The following is a 23467-nucleotide window of genomic DNA, read 5'->3' as shown; positions in this document are numbered from 1 at the left end:
CGGGTGCAGGCTAAGATCGGCTACGGGATCGGAGGCCGTTCATGCTTCGGCGCACGAAGGTCCTGCGCCGGGGCCCCGCACGCACCCTAACGCTTGTGTCGTTCGCTAGATTGCGGGCGAACGCCGGCTTCGGAACGGATCGCACCGCCAGGTAGCTGCCTCCGCCGCCCGGCACCACGTATCGCTTTTTCACAACGCCCCGAAGAGATGAGCCGCAAGCAGAAGCTGGAGCTGACCTGGATTGGCAAGGAGAACCGCCCGAAGCTGGAGCCCCGCATCCTGCTAGAGGACCGGGAGCGCTCCTACCACGCTTCGCTGCGCGTATCCGAGGGCGACCACTTCGACAACCGGCTGATCTTCGGGGACAATCTGCTTGCGTTGAAGGCGCTCGAGCAGGAGTTCGCGGGAAAGATCCAGTGCATCTACATCGATCCCCCATTCAATACTCAACAGGCATTGGAGCACTACGACGACGGAATGGAGCACTCGCTGTGGCTGTCGCTGATGCGTGATCGCCTAAAGTATCTACACGTACTTCTCGGCCGAGCCGGCTCCTTGTTCATCCATATCGACGACAATGAATTGGGTTATCTGATCGCTATCGCAGACGAGATATTCGGGCGTACGAACAGGGTTTCGATCATCACATTCAAACAGAGTTCCGTATCAGGACCAAAGGCGACGAATCCAGGGGTCGTCACTACATCAAACTTCGTCCTGTGGTACGCGCGAGATAAAGAATACTGGAAATCCTACAAGGGATTCGTCCCGACCGCCCGAGACAAGCGGTACAGTAGATATATCATCAACTATGACGATCCCTGTGCCGAGTGGCGGCTCGATACTGTTACAAATGCATTTGCGAGAAGCCTGAACGTGAGTGCACGGCAACTTCGACATGTTTTTGGCGCACGACTTGAGGCAGAGCTGGAGTCGTTTGTGCTCGCCGATCCTCGACGTGTAGTGAGGACCGCTCGTGTTCAACCGAAGGATGTCAATGCTGATGCGCGGGCGTACCTTGCGGAATCGCTAGAGCAGCCGGATCGTGTCGTGCGATCCCGGAGGGACGGGAAAGAAGATTACTACTTTTTGAATGGGGAACAGTTGCTTTTCTACTCTTCGAAAACCAAGATGCTGGATGGTCGATATATCACTGGCGAGGCACTTTCTACGATCTGGGATGACTTACTTTCGAATAATCTTCACAACGAGGGCGGGGTAGAGTTTCCGAACGGGAAAAAGCCTGAGCCGCTCATAAAGCGTATCCTTGAACTCACCACTCAGAGTGGTGATTGGGTCCTCGACTCCTTCGCCGGCTCCGGCACCACGGGCGCCGTTGCTCACAAGATGGGACGGCGCTGGATCATGGTGGAGTTGGGCGATCACATCCACACGCACATTATTCCGCGGATGCGCAAGGTGGTGGATGGCGACGATCCCGGCGGCATCACCAAGGCGGTGGATTGGAAGGGCGGCGGCGGATTCCGCTACTTCCGCCTCGCGCCTTCGCTGCTGCAAAAGGACCGTTGGGGCCAGATGGTCATCAACCCGGAGTTCAACGGGGCGATGCTCGCCGAGGCCATGTGCAAGCTGGAGGGCTTTACCTATGCCCCGAGCGACACCGTCTATTGGCAGCACGGGCGATCCACCGAGAGCGACTACATCTACGTGACCACGCAGCACCTTGGGCCGGACCAGCTTGGGCAGCTTTCCGACGAAGTGGGTGACAACCACACGCTGCTGGTGCTGTGCGCGGCGTTCCGGGGCGACGACGCGCGCTATCCCAACCTTACGGTCAAGAAGATCCCCAAGCAGGTGCTTTCGCGCTGCGAATGGGGCCGCGACGACTACAGCCTGAACGTGCAGAACCTGCCCGCCGCGGCGGCGGAGCCGGCGGCCGCTCCGGAGCCCGGACCCGCACGGCGGCGGAACACGCAGCCCTCGCTGTTCGGCGCGGAAGGTGGTGAATGAGCCGCCACGTCGCGAACATCGCCTCGCGCCTGAGCCTGCGCGCGCCCCAGCGCGAGGCGCTGCAGATCCTGGACGACGTCACGGGCCGCATCGAGCTCAAAAAGGACATGGACCTGCAGTCCGCGCTGCAGGCCGTGGCGGCCGCGTACCCCTCGCTCACCGACTTCGAGCGCGAGTTTCCGTCGCTGTGCTTTGCGCTGGCCACGGGTGTGGGCAAAACGCGGCTGATGGGCGCCTTCATCAGCTACCTGCACCTGGCGCACGGCAAGGACAACTTCTTCGTCCTGGCGCCCAACCTGACCGTCTATAACAAGCTGATCGCGGACTTTACCCCCAACACGCCCAAGTACGTGTTCCGGGGCATCGCCGAGTTCGCCACCAGCCCGCCGGAGCTCATCACGGGCGACACGTACGAAAACCGCTCCGCCACGCTGTTCGACGAAACCATCCGCTGCCGCGTAAACATCTTCAACATCGCCAAGATCACCTCCGAGGTGCGCGGCGGCCGCTCGCCCCGCATCAAGCGGCTCTCGGAGTACATCGGCGAAAGCTACTTCGCGTACCTGGCGGCGCTGCCGGACCTGGTGCTGCTGATGGACGAGTCGCACCGCTACCGCGCCTCGGCCGGGGTGCGGGCCATCAACGAGCTGCGGCCCGTGCTGGGGCTGGAGCTCACGGCCACCCCGTACGTGGAAACGGGCAAGGGCCCGGTGCCGTTCCGCAACGTGGTGCAAAACTATCCGCTAGGCCGCGCCATGGCCGACGGGTTCGTCAAGGAGCCGGCCGTGGTCACCCGCCGCAACTTCGACGCGCGGGCGATGGCGCCGGAGCAGCTGGAGCGGATCAAGCTGGAAGACGGCATCCGGCTGCACGAGAGCGTGAAGGTAGACCTGGAAACGTACGCCCGGCAGACGGGCAGGGAGATCGTCAAGCCGTTCCTGCTGGTGATTGCCCGCGACACGACCCACGCGGGCGATCTCCTGCGTCTGATCGAGTCCGACACGTTTCTCGAGGGCCGCTATCGTGGACGGGTGATCCAGGTGGACAGCAGTCAGACCGGCGCCGCCGAAGAGCAGATGGTGGAGCGCCTGCTGCGGGTGGAGCACGCCGACGAGCCCACGGAAATCGTCATCCACGTGAACATGCTCAAGGAAGGGTGGGACGTCACCAACCTGTACACCATCGTTCCGCTGCGCGCGGCCAATGCCCGCATCCTCATCGAGCAGTCCATCGGGCGCGGGCTGCGCCTGCCGTACGGCGGCCGCACGGGGCAGGAGTCGCTGGACCGGCTGAGCATCGTGGCGCATGACCGCTTTCAGGAAATCGTGGACGAGGCGAGCCGGCCGGACTCCATCATCCAGCTCAAGAAGTACTACCTGGGCGAGGACGGCGAGGTGGAGCGGGGCCGGACGGTGGTTTCGCAATCCACGCTGGCGTCGCAGCTGGGGCTTGCACCCGCGCAGGCCACACCGTCAACCGAAGTGGCCGCCGCCCCCGAGGCGCCCGCGTTCGCCACGCCGCAGGAACTGCAGGTGGCGCAGATTGCGTGGCGTGCCATCCGCGGCATGGGAAACCAGCCCGCGCTGCTTCCCAGCACCGACCACCTGCGCGACCCCGAGGTGCGGGCGCGCATCCAGGCGGCCGTGACCGAAGCATACCAGCCCGCGCAGCTGGAGATGGACGGCGTTGCCGCGCCCGTGGACGTGGCGGCCATCGTGGCGCGCACGGCCGAGCTGGTGGCGGACCGCACCATCAGCATTCCGCGAATCCTGGTGCTGCCCACGGCCGAGCGCCGCACGGGGTTCCGCCCCTTCATGCTCGACCTGCGCCGCCTGAACCTGCAGGTGCCCGACGAGACGCTCCACATCCAGGAGATGCGCACCGGCCAGGTTCACACGCTGGATGCCGGCACCGATGCCCCGGGAGAGGAGCGCCTGGAGAACTACATCGTGCGGGAGCTGATCGACCAAGACGACATCTCGTACGATGAGAACGCCGACCTGCTGTACGATCTGGCGGGGCAGGTAGTGGCCCACCTGGGCGCCACCCGCACCCGGAATGACGTGGAGAAGATCGTACGGGGGCACGCGCGCCGGATCGCGGAAGCCGTGCACGCGCAGATGCAGGACCACTACTGGGAAGAAGACGTAGAGTACGAGACGCGGGTGACCGCGGGCATGACCGAGCTCAAGGAGAGCGCCTTCAAGGCCCACGACGCCACGCAGGACTTTCGCGTGGCGCCGCGCGACCGCGCCAACATGGCGAAGTACCTGTTCGGCGGGTTCGCCCGCTGCCTGTACCCGGTGCAGAAGTTCGACAGCGAGACCGAACGACAGATGGCGGTGATCCTGGACCGGGAGTCGTTGAAGTGGTTTCGTCCGGCGCGTGGGCAGTTTCAGCTGTTCTACAAGCGGGGGCACGAGCAGGCGGAGTACCAGCCGGACTTCGTGGCCGAAACGGACGACGCCATCCTCATGGTCGAAACGAAGGCGGAGAGCGAGCTGAACGATGCCGAGGTCCTCGCCAAGCGCGACGTGGCCGTGCTGTGGTGCGGCCGGGCTTCGGAGTACACGGCCACGTACGCCGGAAAGCCCTGGCGGTACCTGCTGGTTCCACACGGCGCCGTAACGCAGAACATCCAGCTCTCGTGGCTGGACCGGCAGTACGCCCAGGTGACCGCACCAACCGGCCACCGCGGGAACGAGGTTGCCGCCCCCGCGGACGCGGGGGCGCCCGGCCGTTGATCTCGTGAGGCAAAGCCGGGCCCGCGATCCTTCCGGGCCCAGCTCGGCGAGGAGCGCCGGGAGCTTACGTTCGGCCGCCCCGCCAGTGCATCCATACCATCACCATGGCCGCCGTATCGAGCTTGCAGTACCGCAGCAGCAGGTTCCGCAGCTCCTCACGGGCGGCGGCGTCGCGCGACTCCGCGCCGTACATCATCGCCTGGTAGGCGCGGACGGCGGCGGTGCCCTCTCGCACTTCGAACGGCGCCCCCGCGATCTCCACCGCCGGCAGCGAGCCGTACAGGCAGGCGGCGCCCGGTCCGTCGTACTCCGGAAACGCGGCCCGCACCCGCGGGTTTTCTGCCCACACCGCCCGCACCACGTACTTGATGGAGGTACGGCCACCCATCCGCGGATGGAAGTAGTGGTCGAAGGTGAGCTTGTTCATGTCCACCAGCCGGCCTTCCAGCTCCTCCGCCCACCCGCACACGTCCGCGTCCGCCTGGCCGCGCTCCGCGAGCTGCGAACGGATCTTCCTCAGGATGGTGCGTTCGTGGGTGGCCCACATGAACACCGTGCCCGCGTCGCCCACGGCATCGCGCAGCGTCTTGGCGAACTCGCGGTTGGGAAAGGCGTCGGTGGAGTTGATCCACTCCGAGTGCACCGGCGCGGCACCGGGGTGGGGCACGGTGTGGCAGCTCCACTGGTACGCGACCGGCTCGTACGGCCGCATGCCCGCGTGGTAGGGAATGGCCAGCGCCGACGTCTCGAAATCGATGAAGTGAAGCGGATAGGCGAACCCGTCCAGGATACGGGGAAAGTCTTCGCTCACCCACTCGCGGTTGATCCGCGTGTTGCGCAGCTGGATCAGCTGGCGGGTGTTGGCCGCGCCGACGGTGCCATCCGCCTTTACCAGATGCGCCTCGTCCATGTCCAAAAGGTGCATGCGCCGCTCGTTGATCAGCCGGTTCGCAACCGGGCTGCGCGTGCCGCCGATGGTGGCGACGGAGTAGATTTCGAAGAGGTTGGGGCGCACGTCGGCCAGGTCGCCCCAGCAGCCGGCGAACAGGCGTGCGTCGCCTTCTTCCGTTTCGCCGTGCAGCTCGCATTCGCGGCACTTCACCGAGATGGGCACCGGAATGGGGCGGGGCTGGGGAACCAGGCTGTCCACGAACTCGGTCGCCGCGCCGGTTACCTCCGCCAGCACCAGTTCCACCTCGGCCGAGACCTCGATCTTGGCCAGGAACGGCTTCCGCCGCAGCGCCTCGGCGTCGCCGTGGAACGTCACGGCAGGGCGTCCGCCGTGGGGGGCGCGCTCCAGCCGGAACCACTGCCACAGCCCGTCGAGCTCCGTACGCGCGTCGCGGTCCGGCATCATCAGGAACGGCCGGATGTGCCAGCCGGGCAGCGCCTGCCGCGCCACCCACGTCTGGAACGCGACGTCTTCCACGTGCGGCGGCCACTTGTCGACCAGCGGATGCGGCGGCTTTTTCCCCCGCATGGCGCCCGGCAGCCCGTCCCGCAGGCGGGCGCGGTGCTCGTCGCCAGGAAAGGAGGCAGACTTCACCTCGATCAGATGCACCTCGTCACCGCACCTGACCAGCACGTCCACGCGGGCGTGAAGCGCGCCGGCGACGAATGTTGCCTCGAACAGCACGCAGTCGCCCTGCTCCATCTCGCGCTGGGTGCGCTCGGCAGCCTGCTCCGGCGTGCCGTGAAAGCCGATATACCGCCCGCTGGGGTGCATCTGGCGGGCGATCTCCTCGACCATGAACCCGCCCTCGGCCAGCAGGCGCATGTATTCGTCGCCCGTGCCGTTGGGGAACTGTCCGGTTTTGCGGTAGTAGAGCTTGGTGGCGCAGGTACGCGCGACCTTGTAATCGGATTTGGTAAGGTGCATCGAGGAAGTCCGGAAGGAGGAAGGCGGGAGCGGCCGAAACGGATGACGGCCCCAAGCCTACAGGCGCCGGGCGAGTGACACAATTCTTTCGGGACATTTTCGGCTCCGGAGGTGTTTGCCCCCCGCACATCCGCGCCGGAACACGGGCCTCGGCTCCAGCGCTAGCCCGGTTGGGTCGCTGCTCGCGCCGGCGCTTGTTCGGGGGCGGCGGTGGTCGTTAGCTTTATCGACGCGTGCGGGCTCCCGGGCTGCGCGCGCCCTCGTGGACGGCGCCCGTGGGCCGTCGCCCCGTTCCGCAGGCCCCTGCCCTCCGCTGTGTCCCAGCCGTAGCCATGAGCCACCCCACTCCCAATCCCACCCTGCCGCATACCGACCCGCCCGAAGCCGACGAGCTGCGCGCCCGCATCGCCGAGCTGGAGCGGCAGCTGGACGAGGCGCGCACCGCCAGCGCGGCGCTCGCCGAGAACGAGCAGCGGTATCGCGCGCTGGTGGATGCCGACCCGGACGGCGTCGTCATCATCGACGCGGAATCCACCATCGTGGCGGTGAACCCGGCCATGTGCAGGATCTTTGGATACCCGGCCCAGCAGATGGTGGGCAAGCCGCTCACCGTGCTGATGCCGCACCGGCTGCGCGCCGGGCACATGGGCGGTACCCGGCGCTACATGATGACGGGCGAGCGGAGCATCCCGTGGCGGGGCGTGCAGGTGCCGGCGCTGCGCCGCGACGGCACCGAGTTTCCCGTGGAGATCAACTTCGGCGAGTACTCCAGCGACGGGCAGCGGTTCTTCGCCGGCTTCATGACCGACATCACGGAGCGCGTGCGGGACCAGGAGGCGCTGCAGTTCCAGACCACGCTGCTGCAGGCGCAGAGCAACGTGGCCATCGACGGCATCCTGGTTTCGCACCAGGGCCGTGTGCTGAACATGAACCGGCGCTACGCCGAAATCTTCAACGTTCCCGAGGAGCTTCGCGCGCCCGAGCGCTGCGTGGAGATGTTCGCGTGGGCCACGCGCCAGGCCGCCGACCCCGACGGGTACCGCCGCACGATCGAGGGGCTGCGCGAGGACTTCCGGACCGTGCACCGCGACGAGGTGCTGCTGGCCGACGGGCGCGTGCTGGACCGCTATTCGGCGCCGCTGGCGAGCGAGGCGGGCGAGGTGTACGGGCGCATCTGGATGGTGCGCGACATCACCGAGCGCAAGCAGTTCGAGGTGAAGCTCAAGGAGGCAAAGGAAGCGGCGGAGGCAGCCAACGAGGCCAAGAGCGAGTTCCTGTCGCGCATGAGCCACGAGCTGCGCACCCCCATGAACAGCATCCTGGGGTTCGGGCAGCTGCTGCAGCGCAGCCGGCTGCCGGCCGACCAGGCGCGCAGCGTGGAGCACATCCTCAAGGCCGGCCGCCACCTGCTGAACCTGATCAACGAGGTGCTGGAGATCGCCCGCATCGAGGCCAACCAGCAGCAGCTTTCGCTGGAGCCCGTGCACGCCGCCACCCTGCTGAACGAGGCGCTGGCCCTGGTGCGCCCCACGGCCGACCAGCGTCCGGTGCAGCTTTCGGCCCGCGCGCCGCAGGGGAGCGACGCCTACGTGCGCGCCGACCAGCAGCGGCTGATGCAGGTGCTGCTGAACCTGCTTTCCAACGCCATCAAGTACAACCGCTCCGGCGGCGCGGTGGAGCTCCTGGCCCGGCCGGCCGTGGGGGCGGATGGAAGCGCGTTCCTGGCCATCGGCGTGCGCGACACGGGGCCGGGAATTCCCGCCGACCGCCTGGGGGAACTGTTCGTCGCGTTTTCGCGGCTGGGGGCGGAGCGCTCCGGGGTGGAGGGTACCGGGCTGGGGCTGAAGCTGTCGCAGCGCCTGGTGGAGGTGATGGGCGGGCAGCTGCGCGTGGAAAGCGCCGTGGGCGAGGGGAGCACCTTCTGGGTGGAGCTTCCCGTTACCGAAAGCCCGCGCGAGCGGCTGGAGCCCGGGCGGCTGGACGGGGCGCGGGCAGAATCCGTGGCGCGGCCCGCCCGCACCATCCTGTACGTGGAAGACAACCTCGCCAACCTGGACCTGGTGGAAACCATCCTGATGGACCGGCCGGAGATCAGCCTGATCCCCGCGCTGCAGGGGCGATTGGGGCTTCAACTGGCGCGCGAGCACCGGCCGGACCTGGTGCTGCTGGACCTTCACCTTCCCGACATCTCGGGCGAGATGGTGCTTCAGGAGCTGCGCGCCGACGACCGCACGCGCCACGTCCCCGTGCTGGTGATCAGCGCCGACGCGACCACCCGCCAGATCGAGCGCCTGCGCGCGGCCGGAGCCCGCGACTACCTGACCAAGCCCCTGGACGTGGACCAGTTTCTCACGGCCGTGGACGCCGCGCTGGGCGTGGAAGGGTAGGACGGAGCCGATCGCCGCGCCTCCGGCCGGGGTGCCGCCGGCCGCCGGGCACGAAGGTCGCAGCCCGGACGCGCAGGTACCCGGCAATCCATGGACAGGAGGCAGGCAGTGGCAGACGCGAGCACGTTGACCGACGCGGAGCGCGCCAGGCTGGAGCAGCGGCGCGACCGCCTGATGAAGCTGATGAAGGAGGGCGACGGATCGGGCGGCGGCCAAGCCTTGGACGCGGACGACCGCGCCGACCTGATGCAGGAATGGACGAAGATCGACAACCTCCTGCAGCGCCGATAGATCCTTCTCCGGGCGCTCGACAGGCTCCTACCCGCCGGACTCCGGCGGCGCCTCGGCGGGGCCGGCTTCCATGCCGGTGTCGCGCCGGGCGCGTTCCGCCTCCAGCTCTGGCTCCAGCACCTTCGTCATGTACTCGTGCGTGCCGCGTGCGCGCTCCTGCGCGAACTCGGCCGCTTCTTCGGCGCGGGCGCGCGCTTCCTGCGCCGCGCGCGCGAGTTCCAGCGCGGCGTCGCGCTCGGAATGCGCGGCGGTTGCCCTGGCGACCGCGGCCTCGGCGGCGCGCCGGGCCGTGAGGTCGCGCGTGGTCTTGGCGAACCCGATGAGGTCGCCGTCCGGACCACGCAGCGCCGTGAGGGTGACGCCCGCCAGGAACGTGGAGCCGTCGCGCCGCACGCGGCACCCCTCGCTCACCGACTCGCCGTGCATCTCGGCGTCGCGCAGGTGGTCTTCGGCCGTGCCGTCCTCGGCCCCTCCGTCGGGGTACAGGAAGCGAAGGTGGGCGCCCTCGGCCTCTTCCTTGGTCCACCACTTCATCAGGTGCGCGCCCTCGCCCCAGAAACGGATCACGCCGTCGCGGTCCAGCAGGAAGATGGCGTAGTCGCGCACGTTGTCGGCGAGCGCCGCGAAGGCGGGGTTGGCCGCCCATATGGCTCGGCGCGTAGCTGTCGCCTCGTCTTCGCCGTCGGCACGCAGCCGGCGCGCCCGCCCGCGGGCCAGCGCGGCCTGGCGCTCGGACGTTTCGCTGGCGTGCGGCCGGGCAACCTCCGGGGCGAACGGAGGTTCCGGGGCGTTCGTTGCGTCGGGCCGGGTGGGGCCCGGCCCCGGACGATCGGCCGAGTCGGCCCTGGGTGCGTCGGCGTCAGTGTGCATGACGGCATCATTCGGCAAATTTCTGGCCGGTTCGTGGGCCACCGGGGGACCGTTCCTGGCCCCGTGGGGTTCTACAGTGGCTGGATGACTCCCCACTCTGGGCAGCATGCAGTATTCCCATGCCCCAAGTGATTCATGTCGTCTCCCATCGAACCGCGTCCCGTGATGTCGGCCGAAAGCTCGGACCGCCTCAACACGGCCCTCCAGCTCAGCCAGGAACTCCAGGCCCCCGCCGCCGACGGCGACGCCAAGCTGGCGACCCTGCGGACGCTGCTGGACCAGTGCCGCGACGGCATCCGCCGCGAGAAGCTCCGCTTCGGCAGGCAGCGCATCGAGGCGCTGAACAAGGCCCGCAGCTACGTGCACTTCCTGCCGAGCCTTCAGCATCCGCAGGCCGCCGGCCGCCTGCAGGGCGTGGCCCGCCGCATCCGCACGGCGCTTCGCTCCGCGTAAGCGCCTGGGCGCCGGCAAGGGCCATCCCCCTTTCTCCCGCGGGAGCTGCATGACCGAAGGCTACATCACCTTTACCACCGGCACGGGCGGAACGTGGATCGCCTGGCACACCGGCACCAAGCCGCCGGAGAACGCCACGGGCCGTGACATGATGGGCCTCCCCGGACCGGTGAGCTTCGCCATCGGGGCCACCTCCGAGGACGCGCTCGCCAAGCTGCGCGCGGAGATGCACATGGACGCCGCACCCGGGAGCACCGCATGACGCAGACACCCGGACTCCGCCAGCCCAAGCAGGGAGAGCGAACGGGAACCGTATGCCCCGTGTGCGGCGACGCCGTGCTCCGGCAGGAAACGTTCGGAAAGGCCGGGGGCCTCGCCGGCCATCGGCTCGTGTGCAGCAAGCGCGGCTGCCCCTGGCAGGGCCGCTCCGCCTGACCGGCGGCTGAACGGCCAAGCCAGCGCGGGGCGCCGGATCCATCGATCCGGCGCCCCGCTTCTTTGTGCTGTCCCGGAGGATCGCTCCGCCGGGCCCTCGCCGCGTGCCGTTAGAAGTCGCCCACGCAGAAGGCGGCGCCGTCGTTGTCCACGAACACGTTGTTCAGCGCGCCGGCCGAGAGGTCCGTAGGCGTGGTGCCCATCGGGTCTACCCAGATCCCGCAGCTGCCGGAGCCCGTGATGAAGCTGTCGGTGATGAACGCGCCCCGGTCTCCGCGGGTGAGGATGGCTCCGTCGCTCCCGCCGGCCCACTCCACCGACACGTTCCGCAGCCGGCTGCCGCCCAGCGCCTGGCGGGCGAAGAGGATGCCGTCCCAGTAGCCCTTGCCCGGCGCGTCCGAATCGGCGGTGATGCGCGTGAAGACCACCGGTCCCGCCGCCGTTTCCGTGCGGCTGCCGAGCGCCACGAGGCCGCCGGGCTCGCCGTTCCCCGACCAGTTCCCCACGTACACCGTGGCGCTGGATGCCATGCGCAGCACCACGCTGTCCGCCAGGGTGAGCACCGGCGAGCTGCCGCCGCCGATCATCAGGTCGCCGCTGATCGAGTAGGCGATCCCCAGGTTGGCCCAGGTCTGCGTGCGCGTCACCGGCTCGTTGGAGAAGATGCGCACGCGGTTGGTGCCGTTGCTGGCGAAGGTGCCGCCGTCGGGGAGCGTGCCGGCGAAGTCGGCTTCGATGACGAGCGGGAAGAGCTCGGCCCCGCTGACGCTGACGTTGGCCGAGCCGGGGCCGAACGCGCCGCCATCCATCATCACGATGCCGTTGCTGCCGCTGTTCTGGATGGTCACGTCGGCGATCGTGGGCGCCACGTTGGGCTCCACCGCCGCGATGCACGCATCCGCGCCCACCTTCACCTGGCCCCGCTCGATGCCGCAGTGGTTGAAGTCGGCGTGGCGGATGCTGGACCCGGCGCCCGTCTGGCGATTGAAGTACACGCCGTAGTAGTGGCCCTTGTCCGGCGATGCCGCGTCGGCCAGGAAGCGGATCTTCTTCGCGGCCGTGCCGTCGGCCGTCAGCCTCCCCGGCTGCTCCCCGCCGATGAAGAGGGCGGCGCGCTCGGCGAAGCGGATCTCCACGCCGGGCTCGATGGTCAGCCGCGGCGAGCTGGTGCCGGCCACCACCACGTCGTCGGTGACGTAGTGCGGATTGTCGGCCTCGCGCCAGGTCTCGCTCTGCGTGATCGGCCCGCGGTGCACGGCGCCGCGGATGGTGAGCGTCAGCGTGCCCTTGATACCGGTGGCGCTGGCGGCGGTAAGGATCACGGTGCCGTTGGCCCGGCCCGTCACCACGCCCTGTCCGTCGATCCTGGCGCGGGTGGTGTCGGCGCTGCTCCAGGCCAGCGGGCCCGTCTGCATTTCGGCGCCGTCCTGGTCGCGGCCCGTGGCGGTGAGCTGTACGCTGCCGTTGACGGGCAGCTCGGTGCGGTTCTCCTCGGCGGCCACCGTGATGCTGGTGAGCTCCGGGGTGTCGGGGGTGACGATGCCGTTGTCGGCGCAGGCGGTGGCGGCCAGGGTGCACAGGACGCCGGCCAGGCGCAGGGTGTTGAGCTTCATGGAAGTTCTCCTCACAGAGGGGACCAGGAATCGGTATCGGGAGTCGTGGTCGCGACCGACCTCGTCGGCGACGACGGGAGAATACCGGTTCCCGCTCCGCTCCTCGTGAGCAGAACGATTCATCTTCGTTCGTGGACCTCTCCACGCCGCCGAGGGTGCGCTACATGGCCCTTCCGCCGCAGGCGATCCAAAGTATACATTGTGAACAGAGAGGCCACCGCACCGATCGAGATCCCATGCCCCGTATCCACGTCTTCGCGGACGAGAGCGGAAACTTCGACTTCAGCCGAAAGCCGGGCGCAAGCCGCTACTTCATCCTGACGACGGTCGTCTGTGAGTACACGGTCGGCAACGCTCTCCTGGACCTGCGGCGGGAACTGGCGTGGGAGGGACATGGCCACATGTCCGAGTTCCACGCCACGAGCGATACGCTGCCCGTGCGGGCGCGCGTGTTCGATCTCCTGCGGCGCCACGACTTTCGCGTGGACGTGACGCTGCTGGAGAAATCCAAGGCGCAGCCGCAGACCAGGGTTTCCGACGAGACGTTCTACCAGTACGCGTGGTACTATCACATGCGCCGCCTCGCCCGGAAGGTGTCCACTCCCGCCGACGAGCTGTTCGTCGTGGGTGCGTCTCTCGGAACCCGGAAGAAGCGGAAGCTGATGCACCAGGCGGTCACGAACGTCGTGGCGCAGGTAGCCCCTGGCACTACCTATCACACCGCCTCGTGGGCGGCGGACAGCGAGCCGTGCTTGCAGGTGGCGGACTACTGCAGCTGGGCGGTGAGCCGAAAGTGGGAGCGGGGCGTCCACGCCGAGTACGACCTGATCTCCGCGAAGATCCGGAGCGAGTTCGACCTCTGGGCGGGGCACCGTGCACTACTACTGAGGGCGTTGACAGGGGGGCGGGGGAGGCATATCTTGAAGGGAGAAACCGCGGCATATGCGGTTGGCGACAAGAGCCCCTGGGCTCTGCCCGTAACACGGCTAGCTGATTGCGCCGCAGGTTGGAAAGGGCGCTCCCTCACGGGAGCGCCCTTTTTTCTGTCCGGCTGGAGTGAAGACGATTACCTCACGTTCAGTGCGGAGCGCGGGATGAGCCGGACGCACCGTTTACGGGATCTCGAACATCTCCACGCTGCCCTGATCGTCGACCACGAGCACCAGGTTGATCATATCCAGTGGCGGATCGCTGGACTCGATGAAATCCAGCGCGGCCTCGAAAAGCCGGATCTGGTCCGCGCGGGGAACGTCGGGGAGGGAGATCGCGCCCGGATGAACTTCTTCCCGCTGCAGCATCGGCCGGAAGTCTTTCCAGTTGCCGGTGACCAGTGTGAGGTTTTCGTCGAGCATACGGCGGCGGATGTGAAAATCCTGCCGCCCTTTCCAGTCTAGCTGCTGGATGTGGTACGCGTTGTAGCCGCGGCGGTTTGCCACGTCGCGAAGCCTGGGCGTGACGTCCTCGTCAATCAGGAACTGGATCACGCGACAACCGTTTCAACCCGCGCGTCCACTCGGCCCGGGGACGGCCGCGCCGGGGATAGAGCCTGGCGTATTGCGTCGCGAGCTCAAGGTCCGCCGGCTGCAAATGTGGATAGTCCTCTTCCAGTTCCTCGACGGTGGAACCCAACTCCACCTTCCGGGCGATGGCGAACACTGGCGTGCGAGTGCCGCGAAACACGGGTTCCCCGCCGCGTACGTCCGGAGCTGTTTCGATCCTCTCGTCGATCTTGGCTAGAAGTTCGAGACGCGCCTCCACTTCCCTGATCGCATTCTCCAGGTCCAGCACAACCACGCCGGTCTGAAACTGGCGCGGAAGCTCGGCCAGAGATCTCCCGCGGAACGACCGATGCAGCTTCGCGCGCACTTCGGGTGCGAGCACATGGCTGACCGCCAGGTACACGACATCGCTCGCGCCGATGCCGCGGCTGGCCCGGTCCGTCGCCCTGCGCAGCTCACGGGTGCGGATGTGCTTGCGGTCGATGGCCTGGTTCACCGTCTTGACGCTTACACCGGCGGCGAAAGCAGCCTCGTTCACGGTGACGGTCTTTTCAGTTCGACGCTCGGCTGTCGCGCTCATAAATGATCCTCCGTTGAGGATGAATTTAAATACGCCTGACTATCCTAGTCAAGGTTCGGCTGCGGAACCTCCGTACGCTTGCCGGGTGATTGCGGCCGGGGTACGCTTTACCCGGACCTCCCACTCACCTTGTTCGCGAGCTATCGATGCGGATTCGTTTGGCTGATGACCGGCGTGTGCGGCTGGTTCGCTCCCTCAAGACGTTCTTCGACGACAACTTCGACGAGCCCCTGAGCGACTTCAGGGCGAACGAGCTGCTGGACTTCATCGTCGCGGAGCTGGGGCCCGTGGTGTACAACCAGGGTGTGCAGGATGCTCGCGGGTACGTGCTGAAGAAGCTGGAAGACCTGGAGGGCGAGGTGTACGAGCCGGAGCGCTCCGGGCGCTGATTCCAGGCTGATCGCGGTCCTCAGCTCTCGCCAGCCGACGCTGGACCGGGGAGGGTGAAGAAGAAGGTGGCGCCGTGGCCGGGTTCGCTTTCCACCCAGATGCGGCCCCCGTGCGCTTCGGCGATGGCGCGGGTGATGGCGAGGCCCAGTCCCAGCCCGCGCCGGTCCGCGTGGCGCGCCTGCCAGAACGCGCCGAAGATGTGCTGCACCTGCTCCGGGCCGATCCCCGGCCCCTCGTCGGTGACGGAGATGCGCAGAGCACCATCCACCATCTCCCAACCGAGCGTCACCCGACCCTGGTGCCGGGTGAACTTGGCCGCGTTCCCCACCAGGTTGGAGATCGCCTGGATCACCCGCGCGCCGTCCACCTGCAGCACGGGCAGGCGCGCCGGGCCGTGAACGCGGAACTCCAGGCGCTGCGCTTCCACCAGCGGCCGCACCGTCGCCGCGGCTTCCTCCATGAGCAGGCCCATGGCCAGCGGTCGCCGGTCCAGCGCCAGCACGCCGCGGCTGGCGCGCGACACGTCGAGCAGGTCCTGGATCAGCGCGTCCATCCGCCCGACCGCCTGCTCCACCCGGCCCAACGTCTGCGCATCCTCAGGCGCCAATGGGCCGACGGGGTCCAGCCGCAGCATCTCTACCTCGAAGCGTACGGCGGTGAGCGGGCTGCGCAGGTCGTGCGCGACCACAGCCAGTACCTGGTCGCGCGCGGCCAGCGCGTTCTGCGCCGCCTGGAAAGCCCGCGCATTCTCCACCGCCAGCCCGGCGCGGCGGCCCAGCTCCACCGCCAGCGCCAGGTCGTCCTCCGTGAACGGCGCGTTTTCCACGGTCCTCCCGACGACCAGCCATCCCACGGACGGCCCGCTCCCCGCCAGCGGCACCCGCAACGCCGACGACCACATACCGGGACCGAGGGCGGCCCGCGCGTCCTCCCTGCCAATCAGCCCCGTCTGCTCCCCCGCGCTCGATGGCGCCGCGCCCTCGTCCGAGATATCCACGACGCACATGTCGCCCCAGCCGCCGGCCAGGAGCGCGCGGAGCTGCGCCAGGGCGGTGCCGTTGTCGAACGAGGCGGAGAGCAGCCGGCTGGCGTCGGCCAGGAGGCGGTCGCGGGCGGCGGCCTGTTCCGCGGCTTCGCGCGCGCGCCGCTCCCGCCCGTACAGCAGGCGCGTGTGCAGGAGGTTGCGGACGCGCAGCAGGACCTCGGTGCGATCGAACGGCTTGGTGACGAAGTCGCGCGCGCCGCTGGCCAGCGCCCGCTCCCGTGCCTCGGCGGTGATGTCGGCGGTAAGGACGATCACCGGCAGGTACTCGTCGTCCGGCACCAGGGCCTGCAGATCCGTCAGCACCTCGAAGCCGGTGCGATGCGGCATGTGAAGGTCCAGCAGCACCAGGTCGGGCTTCGCGCGGCGGAACTCCGCCACCGCCTGCCGCGCATCGCTCACCCGCACCAGAGAGGTGTAGCCTTTGGGCTTAAGGACGATCTCCAGCAGGTCGAGGTTGGCTTCCTCGTCGTCGACCAGCAGGATGGTGCAGGCGGTGGTATCCACTGGCGTCAGGCCCGCGCGGCGGGGCGGGCCAGCATCTCTTCTACCGTGGACAAAAAGGCGCGGACGTCCAGCGGCTTGGTGAGGAAGGCGTCGGCGCCCTCGCCCAGGAGCGCGTCCACCGTGCGTGGCGTGGCGTCGGCGCTGATGATGACCACGGGCGTGTGCGCCGTGCGCGGGTCAGCGCGCAGCTCGCGCAGCACGTCGCGGCCGTGCACGTCGGGAAGGTGAAGGTCCAGCAGCACCACGTCGGGGGCGTGCTCGAACGCCAGCTCCAGCCCCAGCCGCCCCTGCAGCGCCGGCACCAGCCGCCATTCGGGGCGGGGAAGGAGGATCGTCTCGACGAGCGACAGGTTGGCGAGGTTGTCCTCCACGTACAGCAGTGTCGCGGGCGGATGGGACGTGGTGCCCCGGTCCGCGCGCGCCGCCATCTCCGGCGCGCCGGCCAGGGGGTTGGCCGCGGGCTGAAGGTCCACACAGAAGGTGCTTCCCTCGGCGCCGCTGCGCTCCAGGAGCAGAGCCCCGCCCATCACGGTTGCGAGGCGCTGCGAAAGGGCGAGGCCGAGGCCGGTGCCCTCCACCGCCGTGTGCTCGGCGCCCAGCCGCGCGAAGGGAACGAAGAGCTGGTCGCGGCGCTCGGGGGCAATGCCGGGCCCGTCGTCCGTCACACGGATGCGCAGGCGCTCCTGTCCCGCGTCGTCGCGCACGGGCTCGCAGCCGATGCGGACGGTGCCCTGGGCGCGGTTGTACTTCACGGCGTTGGACAGAAGGTTCAGCAGCACCTGCGTCAGCCGCTGGCGGTCGGCGCGTACGTAGCGCTCGGCGGCGGGGTGCGGTACCTCGCCCACCCAGATGCCGCGCGCGGCGGCCAGGGGGCGCACCATGTCCACCGCCTCGCGGATGGCCGCCTGCACCATCACCGGCTCCAGCGACATGGGCTGCTGGTCGGCCTCGATGCGCGCGATGTCGAGCACCTCGTTGATCAGGTTCAGCAGGTGCCGCCCGCCGTTGAGAATGTGCCGCACCCCGGCGCGGTACTCCGGCGGCAGGCTCACGTCTTCCAGCACCTGCGCGAAGCCCAGGATGCTGTTGAGCGGCGTGCGCAGCTCGTGGCTCATGCGGCTGAGGAACTCGCTCTTGGCATGATTGGCCTGCTCCGCCTCGTGGCGCGCGCGCTCGGCCTCGGCGGTGGCGGCGCGCAGCTGCTCCTCGATCGCCTTGCGCTCGGTGATGTCGACGCTGTAGCCGATCATCCGCATTACCTGCCCCTGGTCATCCAGCACGGGCACCAGGCGGCGCATCACGTGGCGCGTGCCGCCGTCCGCCTGCGGCACGGCCTGCACGAAGGAGTGGGGCTGGCGGGTGCGGATCACCGCGTCCATGCTGGCCTGGCGCTCCGCGCCGATCTCCGGCGCCAGCCCGCGCTTCTGCACGTACTCCTCGTTCGTGCGGCCGATCAGCCACTCGCGGATCTCCGGATCGGGCACGGCCACGGGGCTGGCGTACTCGAACCGGCACTCGGCGTCCATCACCATCAACCCCGCGTCGATGCCGTTCAGGATTTCTTCGAAGAACGCGCGCTGGCGGACGACTTCCGCCTCGGCGGCGCGCTGCTCGGTGACGTCGCGGCCGTTGACGACGATGCCATCGTCTCCGGAGTCGGGGGCCAGGGTGCGACCCAGCGCCTCCATCACCCGCCAGCTTCCGTCGCGGTGCCGGATGCGCCAGATGACGCGGTGCACGGTGCCCGGCGTGTCGGCGATCTCGCGCAGCACCTCCATCACCCGATCCACGTCGTCCGGGTGCACCACGTCGCCCGGGACCTTGGCCAGCATCTCGGCCGGCGTGTAGCCCAGCAGGCGCTCGACCGAGGGGCTCACGTAGCTCAGCGGGCCGTCCGCGGCGGAGATCATCAGCAGGTCGCTGCCGTTCTCGATCAGCCGCCGGAAGTGCTCCTCGCTTCGCTGCAGCGCCAGCTCGGCTTCGCGCTGCTCGGTAATGTCGCGGCCGTTGGCCACCACGCCGTCGGCCCCGCTGTGCGGGTTGATGGTGCGCCCGATGGAGTCGATCAGCCGCCAGCCGCCGTGCTTGTGGCGGATGCGCCAGGCGTAGCGCCGCACCGTTCCGGGGTTGTCGAGGATGAGCTGCGTACCCTCGTACACGGGAACCACGTCGTCTGGGTGCAGCATGTCTTCGGGGCGCTTTTCGAGCATTTCGGCGGGCGTGTAGCCCAGCAGCCGCTCCACGGATGGGCTTACGTACTTCAGCTGCATGTCCGGGCCCGAGATCATCACCAGGTCGGTGCCGTGCTCCACCAGGTGCCGGAAGTGCTCTTCCGCGCGGCGGAGCTCGTCGTTCGCGGCGGCCAGCTCCGCGGTGCGCTCGGCGACGCGCTGCTCCAGCAGCTCGTTGGCGACCCGCAGCTCGCCCTCTGCCGCCAGCAGCTGCGTAACGTCCTGCACCATTCCCAGCACGCGCGCCGGCTGCCCCGCTGCGTCGAACTCCACCCGGCTGCGGGCGTGCAGCCGGCGCGTCTGCCCGTCGGGGCGCACGATGCGGTAGCCTGCCTCGGCGTGCCCGTGGCGCAGCATCTCGCTCGTGAGCGCCGCGATGGTTCCGCGGTCGTCCGGGTGCACGAACTCCAGGAAGGCGTCGAACCCGCCCTGGAACCCGCTCTCCGCGTCCAGGCCGTGGATGCGCAGCTGCTCGGCCGACCAGGTGATGCGGTCTTCCGCCACGTTCCACTCGTAGCTGCCCAGCGTCGCCAAGGCCTGTACTTCGTCCACGTGCCGCTCCAGGTCGGCGACGCGCGACTGCGCGTTGTCCGATCGCACCGCCATCGTGGCGAGCCCGGCGAACCCCTCGGCGACGACGCGGTCGGCATCCGTCCATGCGGTATCGCGCCCGAATCGCAGCGCCCCAATGTGCCCATCTTCCCCGAAGTGCACGACCAACTCGTGCGCCGCCCCTGGCGCGCCGGCGTCGCCCGGGTCCCTGTCGAAGGACGACGTCCACGTATCGAGGCTCGCGTGCACGGTGCAGGCGAGGGCGCGCGCGGCGGTTTCGCAGACGCCGCCCAGGGCGGTGCTGATGCTGTCGATGGTGGTGCTCACTGGACCTTCGTGGAGGTGGGGTCGAACGGGGCAGGGCACTTCAAGTGGTGCGGCGGAACGAATTTATCGGGTCCGGCGAATGGCGACAAGCGTGTGCGCAGTTCGCTGGGGGGACGTTCGTCTGCAGTAAGAATGAGCAGATTCGCTCACGCGCCGTGCCGTGCGGGAGTGCAGAATTGGGGCACGGCGGGCAGGTGCCCGCCGGTCGATCCCAACCCTTCGAGAGGCTCCCATGCACACGAGCATCTTCTTCTTTCGCGCGGCGTCGCTCGCGCTCCTGGCCGCCTGCAGCGGTGTCACCGTTCCCGACGACGGCGAGGTCCCGCCGCCCCCGCCCGCCGGCGTGGCGGGCATCTACATGGGCCTGCGGGTGAACGGCGCGGGCCAGCAGTACCCGGACTACTACACCTTTCTGGAGGACGGCCGCGCGTTCCGCGGCACGCCGGACGAAGGGCTGAGCCGGCCGCTGGACTGGGCCGCCGTCTGCGCCAGCTCCGAGTGCGGCACGTACTCGGTCAGCGGGAGCCAGCTGACGTTCACCCGTCAGGCGGCGGATCCCCAGGCGTTTACCGTCGGCACCGACGGGGTGCTGCGCAAGCCGGGGAGCACGCAGGGCTACCGTCGGATGCACGTGATGAACGACGTGCGCCCGGGCGCCACGTACGGCTGGCTGAGCGGCGCCGACACCATGATGGCGATCACGCTGGGTGCGGACGGCCGCTTCCGCGAGCGGGGGACGCTGGCCTGGACGGCGTGGAGCGGCGCGTCGGCCCCGGCCAGCGGATCAGGCAACTACACCGTCGTGGATGGAACGCTGACGCTGCGGTACGACGGCGGCCCGGTCGCTCACCTGCTGCTGGCGGTGCCCCCCGGAATCTCCGCGGCCCCCGCTCCCGAGCGGGTGTACCTGCGGACGACGACGATCGACCGGCTCCGCTAATCTCCCCAGCGTGCGGCGCCCTCGGCCACATGGCCGAGGGCGCCTTCGCGTTCCACGGGCAGGCCGATCACGCTCTTCCCGCGTACCCGTGCGAAGTGGTCGTGCGCCGTTCCACCCAACGATGGTCAGCCCACGATTGCCACGTCGGTAGGGGATGCGATCCGAACGGGCAAAGTGCCGATCCCCACTGGCACCCCGGCGTTTTCGATGCGGGCCGCCGTCGCGGCGCTCAGCCGAAGCTGGATGGACCGCGCGATGTAGCGCGCCTTGTCCTTCGCCGATTCCGCGTTCTCACCCGCGAAGAGGGCGTCGACCGTCCTTTCCCAGATCTGCAGCCACCGCTGGAAGTGCTCAGCGACGAGCGGCACCTTTTCGTTCAGGTCGAAGTGGGCGCGCATGGCGTTGCCCTTGTACTTGCGCACGCCGAACAGGAGCGTTTCCCAGAAGTCGTACATCAGCGGCAGATGCCGGACGAAATCCACCTGGGCCACGTCGGTGAACAGGTGTCCGATGGTGTCGTCGGTCGTCGCCTGGGCGTAGAAGCTCTCCACCAGGCGCTCGACGTCTTCGCGGGTGCGGATGTCGTTCAGCATCACTCGTTTCCTTGCCTATGCGGCGTCGGCGCCGCGGAGGACGCTGTTCACGCGGGCCCGCTTGGAGATGCCCAGCTTCGTGAGCACGCGGTAGGTGTGGTTCCGGGCCGTGTGGCCGCTGACGAACAGCTTCCGCGCGATCTCGGCGTTGGAAAGCCCCTCCGCCAGCAGCCGGGCGACCACCACCTGCTGTGGCGTGAGGCCGAACCGGTCCTGGAGATCGCCGTCCGTCAGCCCTCCCGAGGTCTCGCTGGCGGTGGTCTCGGGCGCAGCCGGCCGCGCGCTGCGGCGCAGCAGCGCACCGATGCGCTCCAGCAGCTCCAGCGCGCCGAAGGGCTTGGTCACGTAGTCGTCGGCACCCAGGCGAAAGCCCTTCACCTTGTCGGCTTCCTCCTGGCGGGCGGAAAGGATCAGCACGGGAACGTCGTTGCCCCTCTCCCGCAGCTGCTCCAGAACGCTGTAGCCGTCGCGGTCCGGCAGGCCCAAATCCAGGACGACCAGGTCGGGGTGCTCGCTGCAGGCCAGGGGCAGGGCCTGCGCGGCGCGGGTGGCCAGGAGGGTGGCGTATCCCCGGCGCTCCAGGTGGCGCTGCAGGGCCTCGGCGATTTCCGGCGTGTCTTCGACGATGAGGATGCTGTGCACGGTTCAGTTTCGTCGGATTGGGGGGGTGCCGTTCCGGTCCAGCGCTGCACGCGAAAGCTACGCGCCGCGCGGCTTCGGGGCATGAGCAGAAAGTACTACGTGGTGTCGGGAAGATGACGCGAGTGGAGAGTGCGAGACCGGTTGTCATCGCCCCGGCAAACATCTTGTAGACGCGACGGCACGCGCATACCCGATTCGACCAGCGTCAGGAATCCATGAGTTCGCCCGCGATGCAACCCGAGGTGCTCCACACGTCCATCGGCGACTTTCCCCTGCACGAGTACCGGCTGGGGCTGGGCGGCCGGCGGTGGAGCGTGCTCCATACCGAGGCGATGCTCACCAACGCCGAGGAATCCAGCTTTTTCCAGGAGCGCCTTCCCTATGGCGTGGCGCTCTGGCCGTCGGCCATCGCGCTGGCGCACGAGCTGGTGGAGCGGGCGGACGACTTTCGCGGCAGGGCGGTGCTGGAGCTGGGGGCGGGGACAGGGCTGCCGGGGATCGTCGCGGCGTCGCTGGGCGCGCGCGTGGTGCAGACGGACCGGCAGGAGCTGGTGATGTCGGTCTGCAGGCGCAACGGCGAACGGAACGGGATGGATTCCATCGACCACCGGCTGGTGGACTGGACGGACTGGAACGACGAGGCGCGCTACGACTGGATCATCGGCTCCGACATCCTGTACGGCGAGGCCATGCACCCGCACCTGCGCCACATCTTCGAAACCAGCCTGGCGCCCGGCGGGCGCCTCCTGGTCTCGGATCCGTTCCGGGCCACGGGCCTGCCCCTGCTGGAAAGGATGGAGGCTGACGGGTGGAAGGTGTCGATGACGCGATGGAGCATCGGCGAAGTCGAACCGCGGGCCATCGGCGTGTTCGACGTGCAGCCGCCCGCCGTCAGCGCACGGTGAACAGCCCCGTGCGCGCCGTGTAGCGCCGCGCGGGAAGCCCCAGCAGCCGCACGAACACGCGCTTCAGTCCCCGCTCCACCGCGCGCCCCACCGGCTGCTCGCCGGTGACCGCCGGGCCCGCCTCGCCGCGCAGCCAGCGCCGCAGCTCGTCCAGGTCCGAAAGCGAAAGCGTTTCCACCTCCAGCCGCACGATGTAGTAGTAGCGGCCCACGTAGCGCGGCCGCAGCTGCGGCGCGAACGCCGACTGCAGTGCCGCCTCGGCCGCGGCCAGCGTGGGATAGCGCCGCTCCACGCGCCCGTCCTCGATGCTGTACCCCGCCTCCAGCGGCGCGCGCAGCATGGCGCGCGACACCTCTTCGGCATCCACCAGCTGGTCGAAGGGGCTTCCCTTGCGCCACAGCTCGGCCCGCATCTGAAAGCGAAGGGGCAGGCCGCTTTCCAGCGCCTGGCGCAGGCCGGCGTCGCGCAGCAGGGCGGGCGTGCGGATCACCGGCCGCCACTGCCCCGCCGCCCCGGCCGAGGCGACGGTCAGCGCACGCCGCGACTGCGCTCCCGCGGGGGCGGCCAGCGCCAGCAGCAGGGCCGCGGCGCAGAGGAAGCGAACCAGGACGTGCAC

General features: G+C 68.7%; 19 protein-coding genes and 1 pseudogene. 10 read left to right on the top strand and 10 right to left on the bottom strand.

Going from position 1 to position 23467, the window contains the following annotated elements; translation table 11 throughout:
* Positions 1–207: 207 nt before the first annotated feature.
* Together VF632_RS00405 and VF632_RS00400 are read left to right on the top strand one after the other, a co-directional pair.
* The gene (locus tag VF632_RS00405) at positions 208–1971 is read left to right on the top strand and encodes a site-specific DNA-methyltransferase (RefSeq protein WP_331020855.1); all 1764 of its coding nucleotides are present in this window, start codon (positions 208–210) and stop codon (positions 1969–1971) included.
* Positions 1968–4715, top strand: a complete 2748-nt coding sequence (locus VF632_RS00400; protein ID WP_331020854.1) for a DEAD/DEAH box helicase — start codon at positions 1968–1970, stop codon at positions 4713–4715. The genes VF632_RS00405 and VF632_RS00400 overlap by 4 nt, the downstream gene beginning before the upstream one ends.
* Before the next feature lie 64 nt (positions 4716–4779).
* Here the strand turns inward: VF632_RS00400 and VF632_RS00395 are convergent, their stop codons facing one another.
* Positions 4780–6594 (bottom strand): DUF2779 domain-containing protein, encoded by a 1815-nt coding sequence (locus VF632_RS00395; protein WP_331020853.1) that lies wholly within the window; start codon positions 6592–6594, stop codon positions 4780–4782.
* A gap of 332 nt (positions 6595–6926) precedes the next feature.
* On the opposite strand from VF632_RS00395, the gene VF632_RS00390 reads away from it, so the two are divergent.
* Together VF632_RS00390 and VF632_RS00385 are read left to right on the top strand one after the other, a co-directional pair.
* On the top strand, positions 6927–8981 hold the full coding sequence (locus VF632_RS00390; protein WP_331020852.1) for a PAS domain S-box protein: 2055 nt from the start codon (positions 6927–6929) through the stop codon (positions 8979–8981).
* 108 nt (positions 8982–9089) lie between these two features.
* Positions 9090–9272: a hypothetical protein gene (locus tag VF632_RS00385; protein ID WP_331020851.1), complete on the top strand. Its 183-nt coding sequence runs from the start codon at positions 9090–9092 to the stop codon at positions 9270–9272.
* Between the two features lie 27 nt (positions 9273–9299).
* On the opposite strand, the gene VF632_RS00380 is transcribed toward VF632_RS00385, so the two are convergent.
* Entirely contained in the window at positions 9300–10142 is an 843-nt protein-coding gene (locus tag VF632_RS00380; RefSeq protein ID WP_331020850.1) for a PAS domain S-box protein, read from the bottom strand.
* Positions 10143–10277: 135 nt separating this feature from the next.
* Between VF632_RS00380 and VF632_RS00375 the strand changes: the two genes are divergently transcribed.
* Both VF632_RS00375 and VF632_RS00370 read left to right on the top strand, forming a co-directional pair.
* Positions 10278–10595, top strand: coding sequence for a hypothetical protein (locus tag VF632_RS00375; RefSeq protein WP_331020849.1), 318 nt, complete (start codon positions 10278–10280; stop codon positions 10593–10595).
* 49 nt (positions 10596–10644) lie between these two features.
* The gene (locus tag VF632_RS00370) at positions 10645–10857 is read left to right on the top strand and encodes a hypothetical protein (RefSeq protein WP_331020848.1); all 213 of its coding nucleotides are present in this window, start codon (positions 10645–10647) and stop codon (positions 10855–10857) included.
* A gap of 283 nt (positions 10858–11140) precedes the next feature.
* Here the strand turns inward: VF632_RS00370 and VF632_RS00365 are convergent, their stop codons facing one another.
* The gene (locus tag VF632_RS00365; RefSeq protein WP_331020847.1) at positions 11141–12643 is read right to left on the bottom strand and encodes an Ig-like domain-containing protein; all 1503 of its coding nucleotides are present in this window, start codon (positions 12641–12643) and stop codon (positions 11141–11143) included.
* A 164-nt stretch (positions 12644–12807) separates the two neighbouring features.
* Between VF632_RS00365 and VF632_RS28175 the strand changes: the two are divergent.
* Positions 12808–13425: pseudogene (locus VF632_RS28175) on the top strand (DUF3800 domain-containing protein); the annotation flags it as partial.
* Between the two features lie 330 nt (positions 13426–13755).
* Here VF632_RS28175 and VF632_RS28170 read toward each other — a convergent pair.
* Positions 13756–14079 (bottom strand): hypothetical protein, encoded by a 324-nt coding sequence (locus VF632_RS28170; protein ID WP_414682874.1) that lies wholly within the window; start codon positions 14077–14079, stop codon positions 13756–13758.
* A gap of 28 nt (positions 14080–14107) precedes the next feature.
* Entirely contained in the window at positions 14108–14722 is a 615-nt protein-coding gene (locus VF632_RS00355; RefSeq protein WP_331020845.1) for a DUF433 domain-containing protein, read from the bottom strand.
* Positions 14723–14868: 146 nt separating this feature from the next.
* On the opposite strand from VF632_RS00355, the gene VF632_RS00350 reads away from it, so the two are divergent.
* Positions 14869–15111, top strand: a complete 243-nt coding sequence (locus VF632_RS00350) for a DUF2164 domain-containing protein (protein WP_331020844.1) — start codon at positions 14869–14871, stop codon at positions 15109–15111.
* A 20-nt stretch (positions 15112–15131) separates the two neighbouring features.
* On the opposite strand, the gene VF632_RS00345 is transcribed toward VF632_RS00350, so the two are convergent.
* Both VF632_RS00345 and VF632_RS00340 read right to left on the bottom strand, forming a co-directional pair.
* Positions 15132–16661 carry a sensor histidine kinase gene (locus VF632_RS00345; RefSeq protein ID WP_331020843.1) on the bottom strand — a complete coding sequence of 510 codons (1530 nt, stop codon included), beginning with the start codon at positions 16659–16661 and terminating at the stop codon, positions 15132–15134.
* 5 nt (positions 16662–16666) lie between these two features.
* Complete coding sequence (locus tag VF632_RS00340) at positions 16667–19771, bottom strand: hybrid sensor histidine kinase/response regulator (protein ID WP_331020842.1); 3105 nt, start codon at positions 19769–19771, stop codon at positions 16667–16669.
* A 232-nt stretch (positions 19772–20003) separates the two neighbouring features.
* On the opposite strand from VF632_RS00340, the gene VF632_RS00335 reads away from it, so the two are divergent.
* Entirely contained in the window at positions 20004–20711 is a 708-nt protein-coding gene (locus tag VF632_RS00335) for a hypothetical protein (RefSeq protein ID WP_331020841.1), read from the top strand.
* A gap of 125 nt (positions 20712–20836) precedes the next feature.
* On the opposite strand, the gene VF632_RS00330 is transcribed toward VF632_RS00335, so the two are convergent.
* A complete protein-coding gene (locus tag VF632_RS00330; RefSeq protein ID WP_331020840.1) occupies positions 20837–21304 on the bottom strand; it encodes a group III truncated hemoglobin in 468 nt (155 codons plus the stop codon).
* A 15-nt stretch (positions 21305–21319) separates the two neighbouring features.
* Positions 21320–21946 (bottom strand): response regulator, encoded by a 627-nt coding sequence (locus VF632_RS00325; RefSeq protein WP_331020839.1) that lies wholly within the window; start codon positions 21944–21946, stop codon positions 21320–21322.
* Between the two features lie 215 nt (positions 21947–22161).
* On the opposite strand from VF632_RS00325, the gene VF632_RS00320 reads away from it, so the two are divergent.
* On the top strand, positions 22162–22851 hold the full coding sequence (locus VF632_RS00320) for a class I SAM-dependent methyltransferase (protein ID WP_331020838.1): 690 nt from the start codon (positions 22162–22164) through the stop codon (positions 22849–22851).
* On the opposite strand, the gene VF632_RS00315 is transcribed toward VF632_RS00320, so the two are convergent.
* Positions 22838–23467 carry a hypothetical protein gene (locus tag VF632_RS00315; RefSeq protein WP_331020837.1) on the bottom strand — a complete coding sequence of 210 codons (630 nt, stop codon included), beginning with the start codon at positions 23465–23467 and terminating at the stop codon, positions 22838–22840. The genes VF632_RS00320 and VF632_RS00315 overlap by 14 nt on opposite strands.

The sequence above is a fragment of the Longimicrobium sp. genome (genome assembly GCF_036388275.1).
Classification (GTDB): Bacteria; Gemmatimonadota; Gemmatimonadetes; order Longimicrobiales; family Longimicrobiaceae; genus Longimicrobium.
This window is presented reverse-complemented; position numbering and strand designations above follow the sequence as displayed.

Bases quoted from the DNA above. Each gene is read 5' to 3' on its own strand.
- VF632_RS00395 (WP_331020853.1), bottom strand. From the start codon at position 6,594: ATGCACCTTACCAAATCCGATTACAAGGTCGCGCGTACCTGCGCCACC.
- VF632_RS00375 (WP_331020849.1), top strand. From the start codon at position 10,278: ATGTCGTCTCCCATCGAACCGCGTCCCGTGATGTCGGCCGAAAGCTCG.
- VF632_RS00320 (WP_331020838.1), top strand. From the start codon at position 22,162: ATGAGTTCGCCCGCGATGCAACCCGAGGTGCTCCACACGTCCATCGGC.
- VF632_RS00355 (WP_331020845.1), bottom strand. From the start codon at position 14,722: ATGAGCGCGACAGCCGAGCGTCGAACTGAAAAGACCGTCACCGTGAAC.
- VF632_RS00370 (WP_331020848.1), top strand. From the start codon at position 10,645: ATGACCGAAGGCTACATCACCTTTACCACCGGCACGGGCGGAACGTGG.
- VF632_RS00330 (WP_331020840.1), bottom strand. From the start codon at position 21,304: ATGCTGAACGACATCCGCACCCGCGAAGACGTCGAGCGCCTGGTGGAG.
- VF632_RS00405 (WP_331020855.1), top strand. From the start codon at position 208: ATGAGCCGCAAGCAGAAGCTGGAGCTGACCTGGATTGGCAAGGAGAAC.
- VF632_RS00380 (WP_331020850.1), bottom strand. From the start codon at position 10,142: ATGCACACTGACGCCGACGCACCCAGGGCCGACTCGGCCGATCGTCCG.
- VF632_RS00400 (WP_331020854.1), top strand. From the start codon at position 1,968: ATGAGCCGCCACGTCGCGAACATCGCCTCGCGCCTGAGCCTGCGCGCG.
- VF632_RS00390 (WP_331020852.1), top strand. From the start codon at position 6,927: ATGAGCCACCCCACTCCCAATCCCACCCTGCCGCATACCGACCCGCCC.
- VF632_RS00365 (WP_331020847.1), bottom strand. From the start codon at position 12,643: ATGAAGCTCAACACCCTGCGCCTGGCCGGCGTCCTGTGCACCCTGGCC.
- VF632_RS00350 (WP_331020844.1), top strand. From the start codon at position 14,869: ATGCGGATTCGTTTGGCTGATGACCGGCGTGTGCGGCTGGTTCGCTCC.
- VF632_RS00335 (WP_331020841.1), top strand. From the start codon at position 20,004: ATGCACACGAGCATCTTCTTCTTTCGCGCGGCGTCGCTCGCGCTCCTG.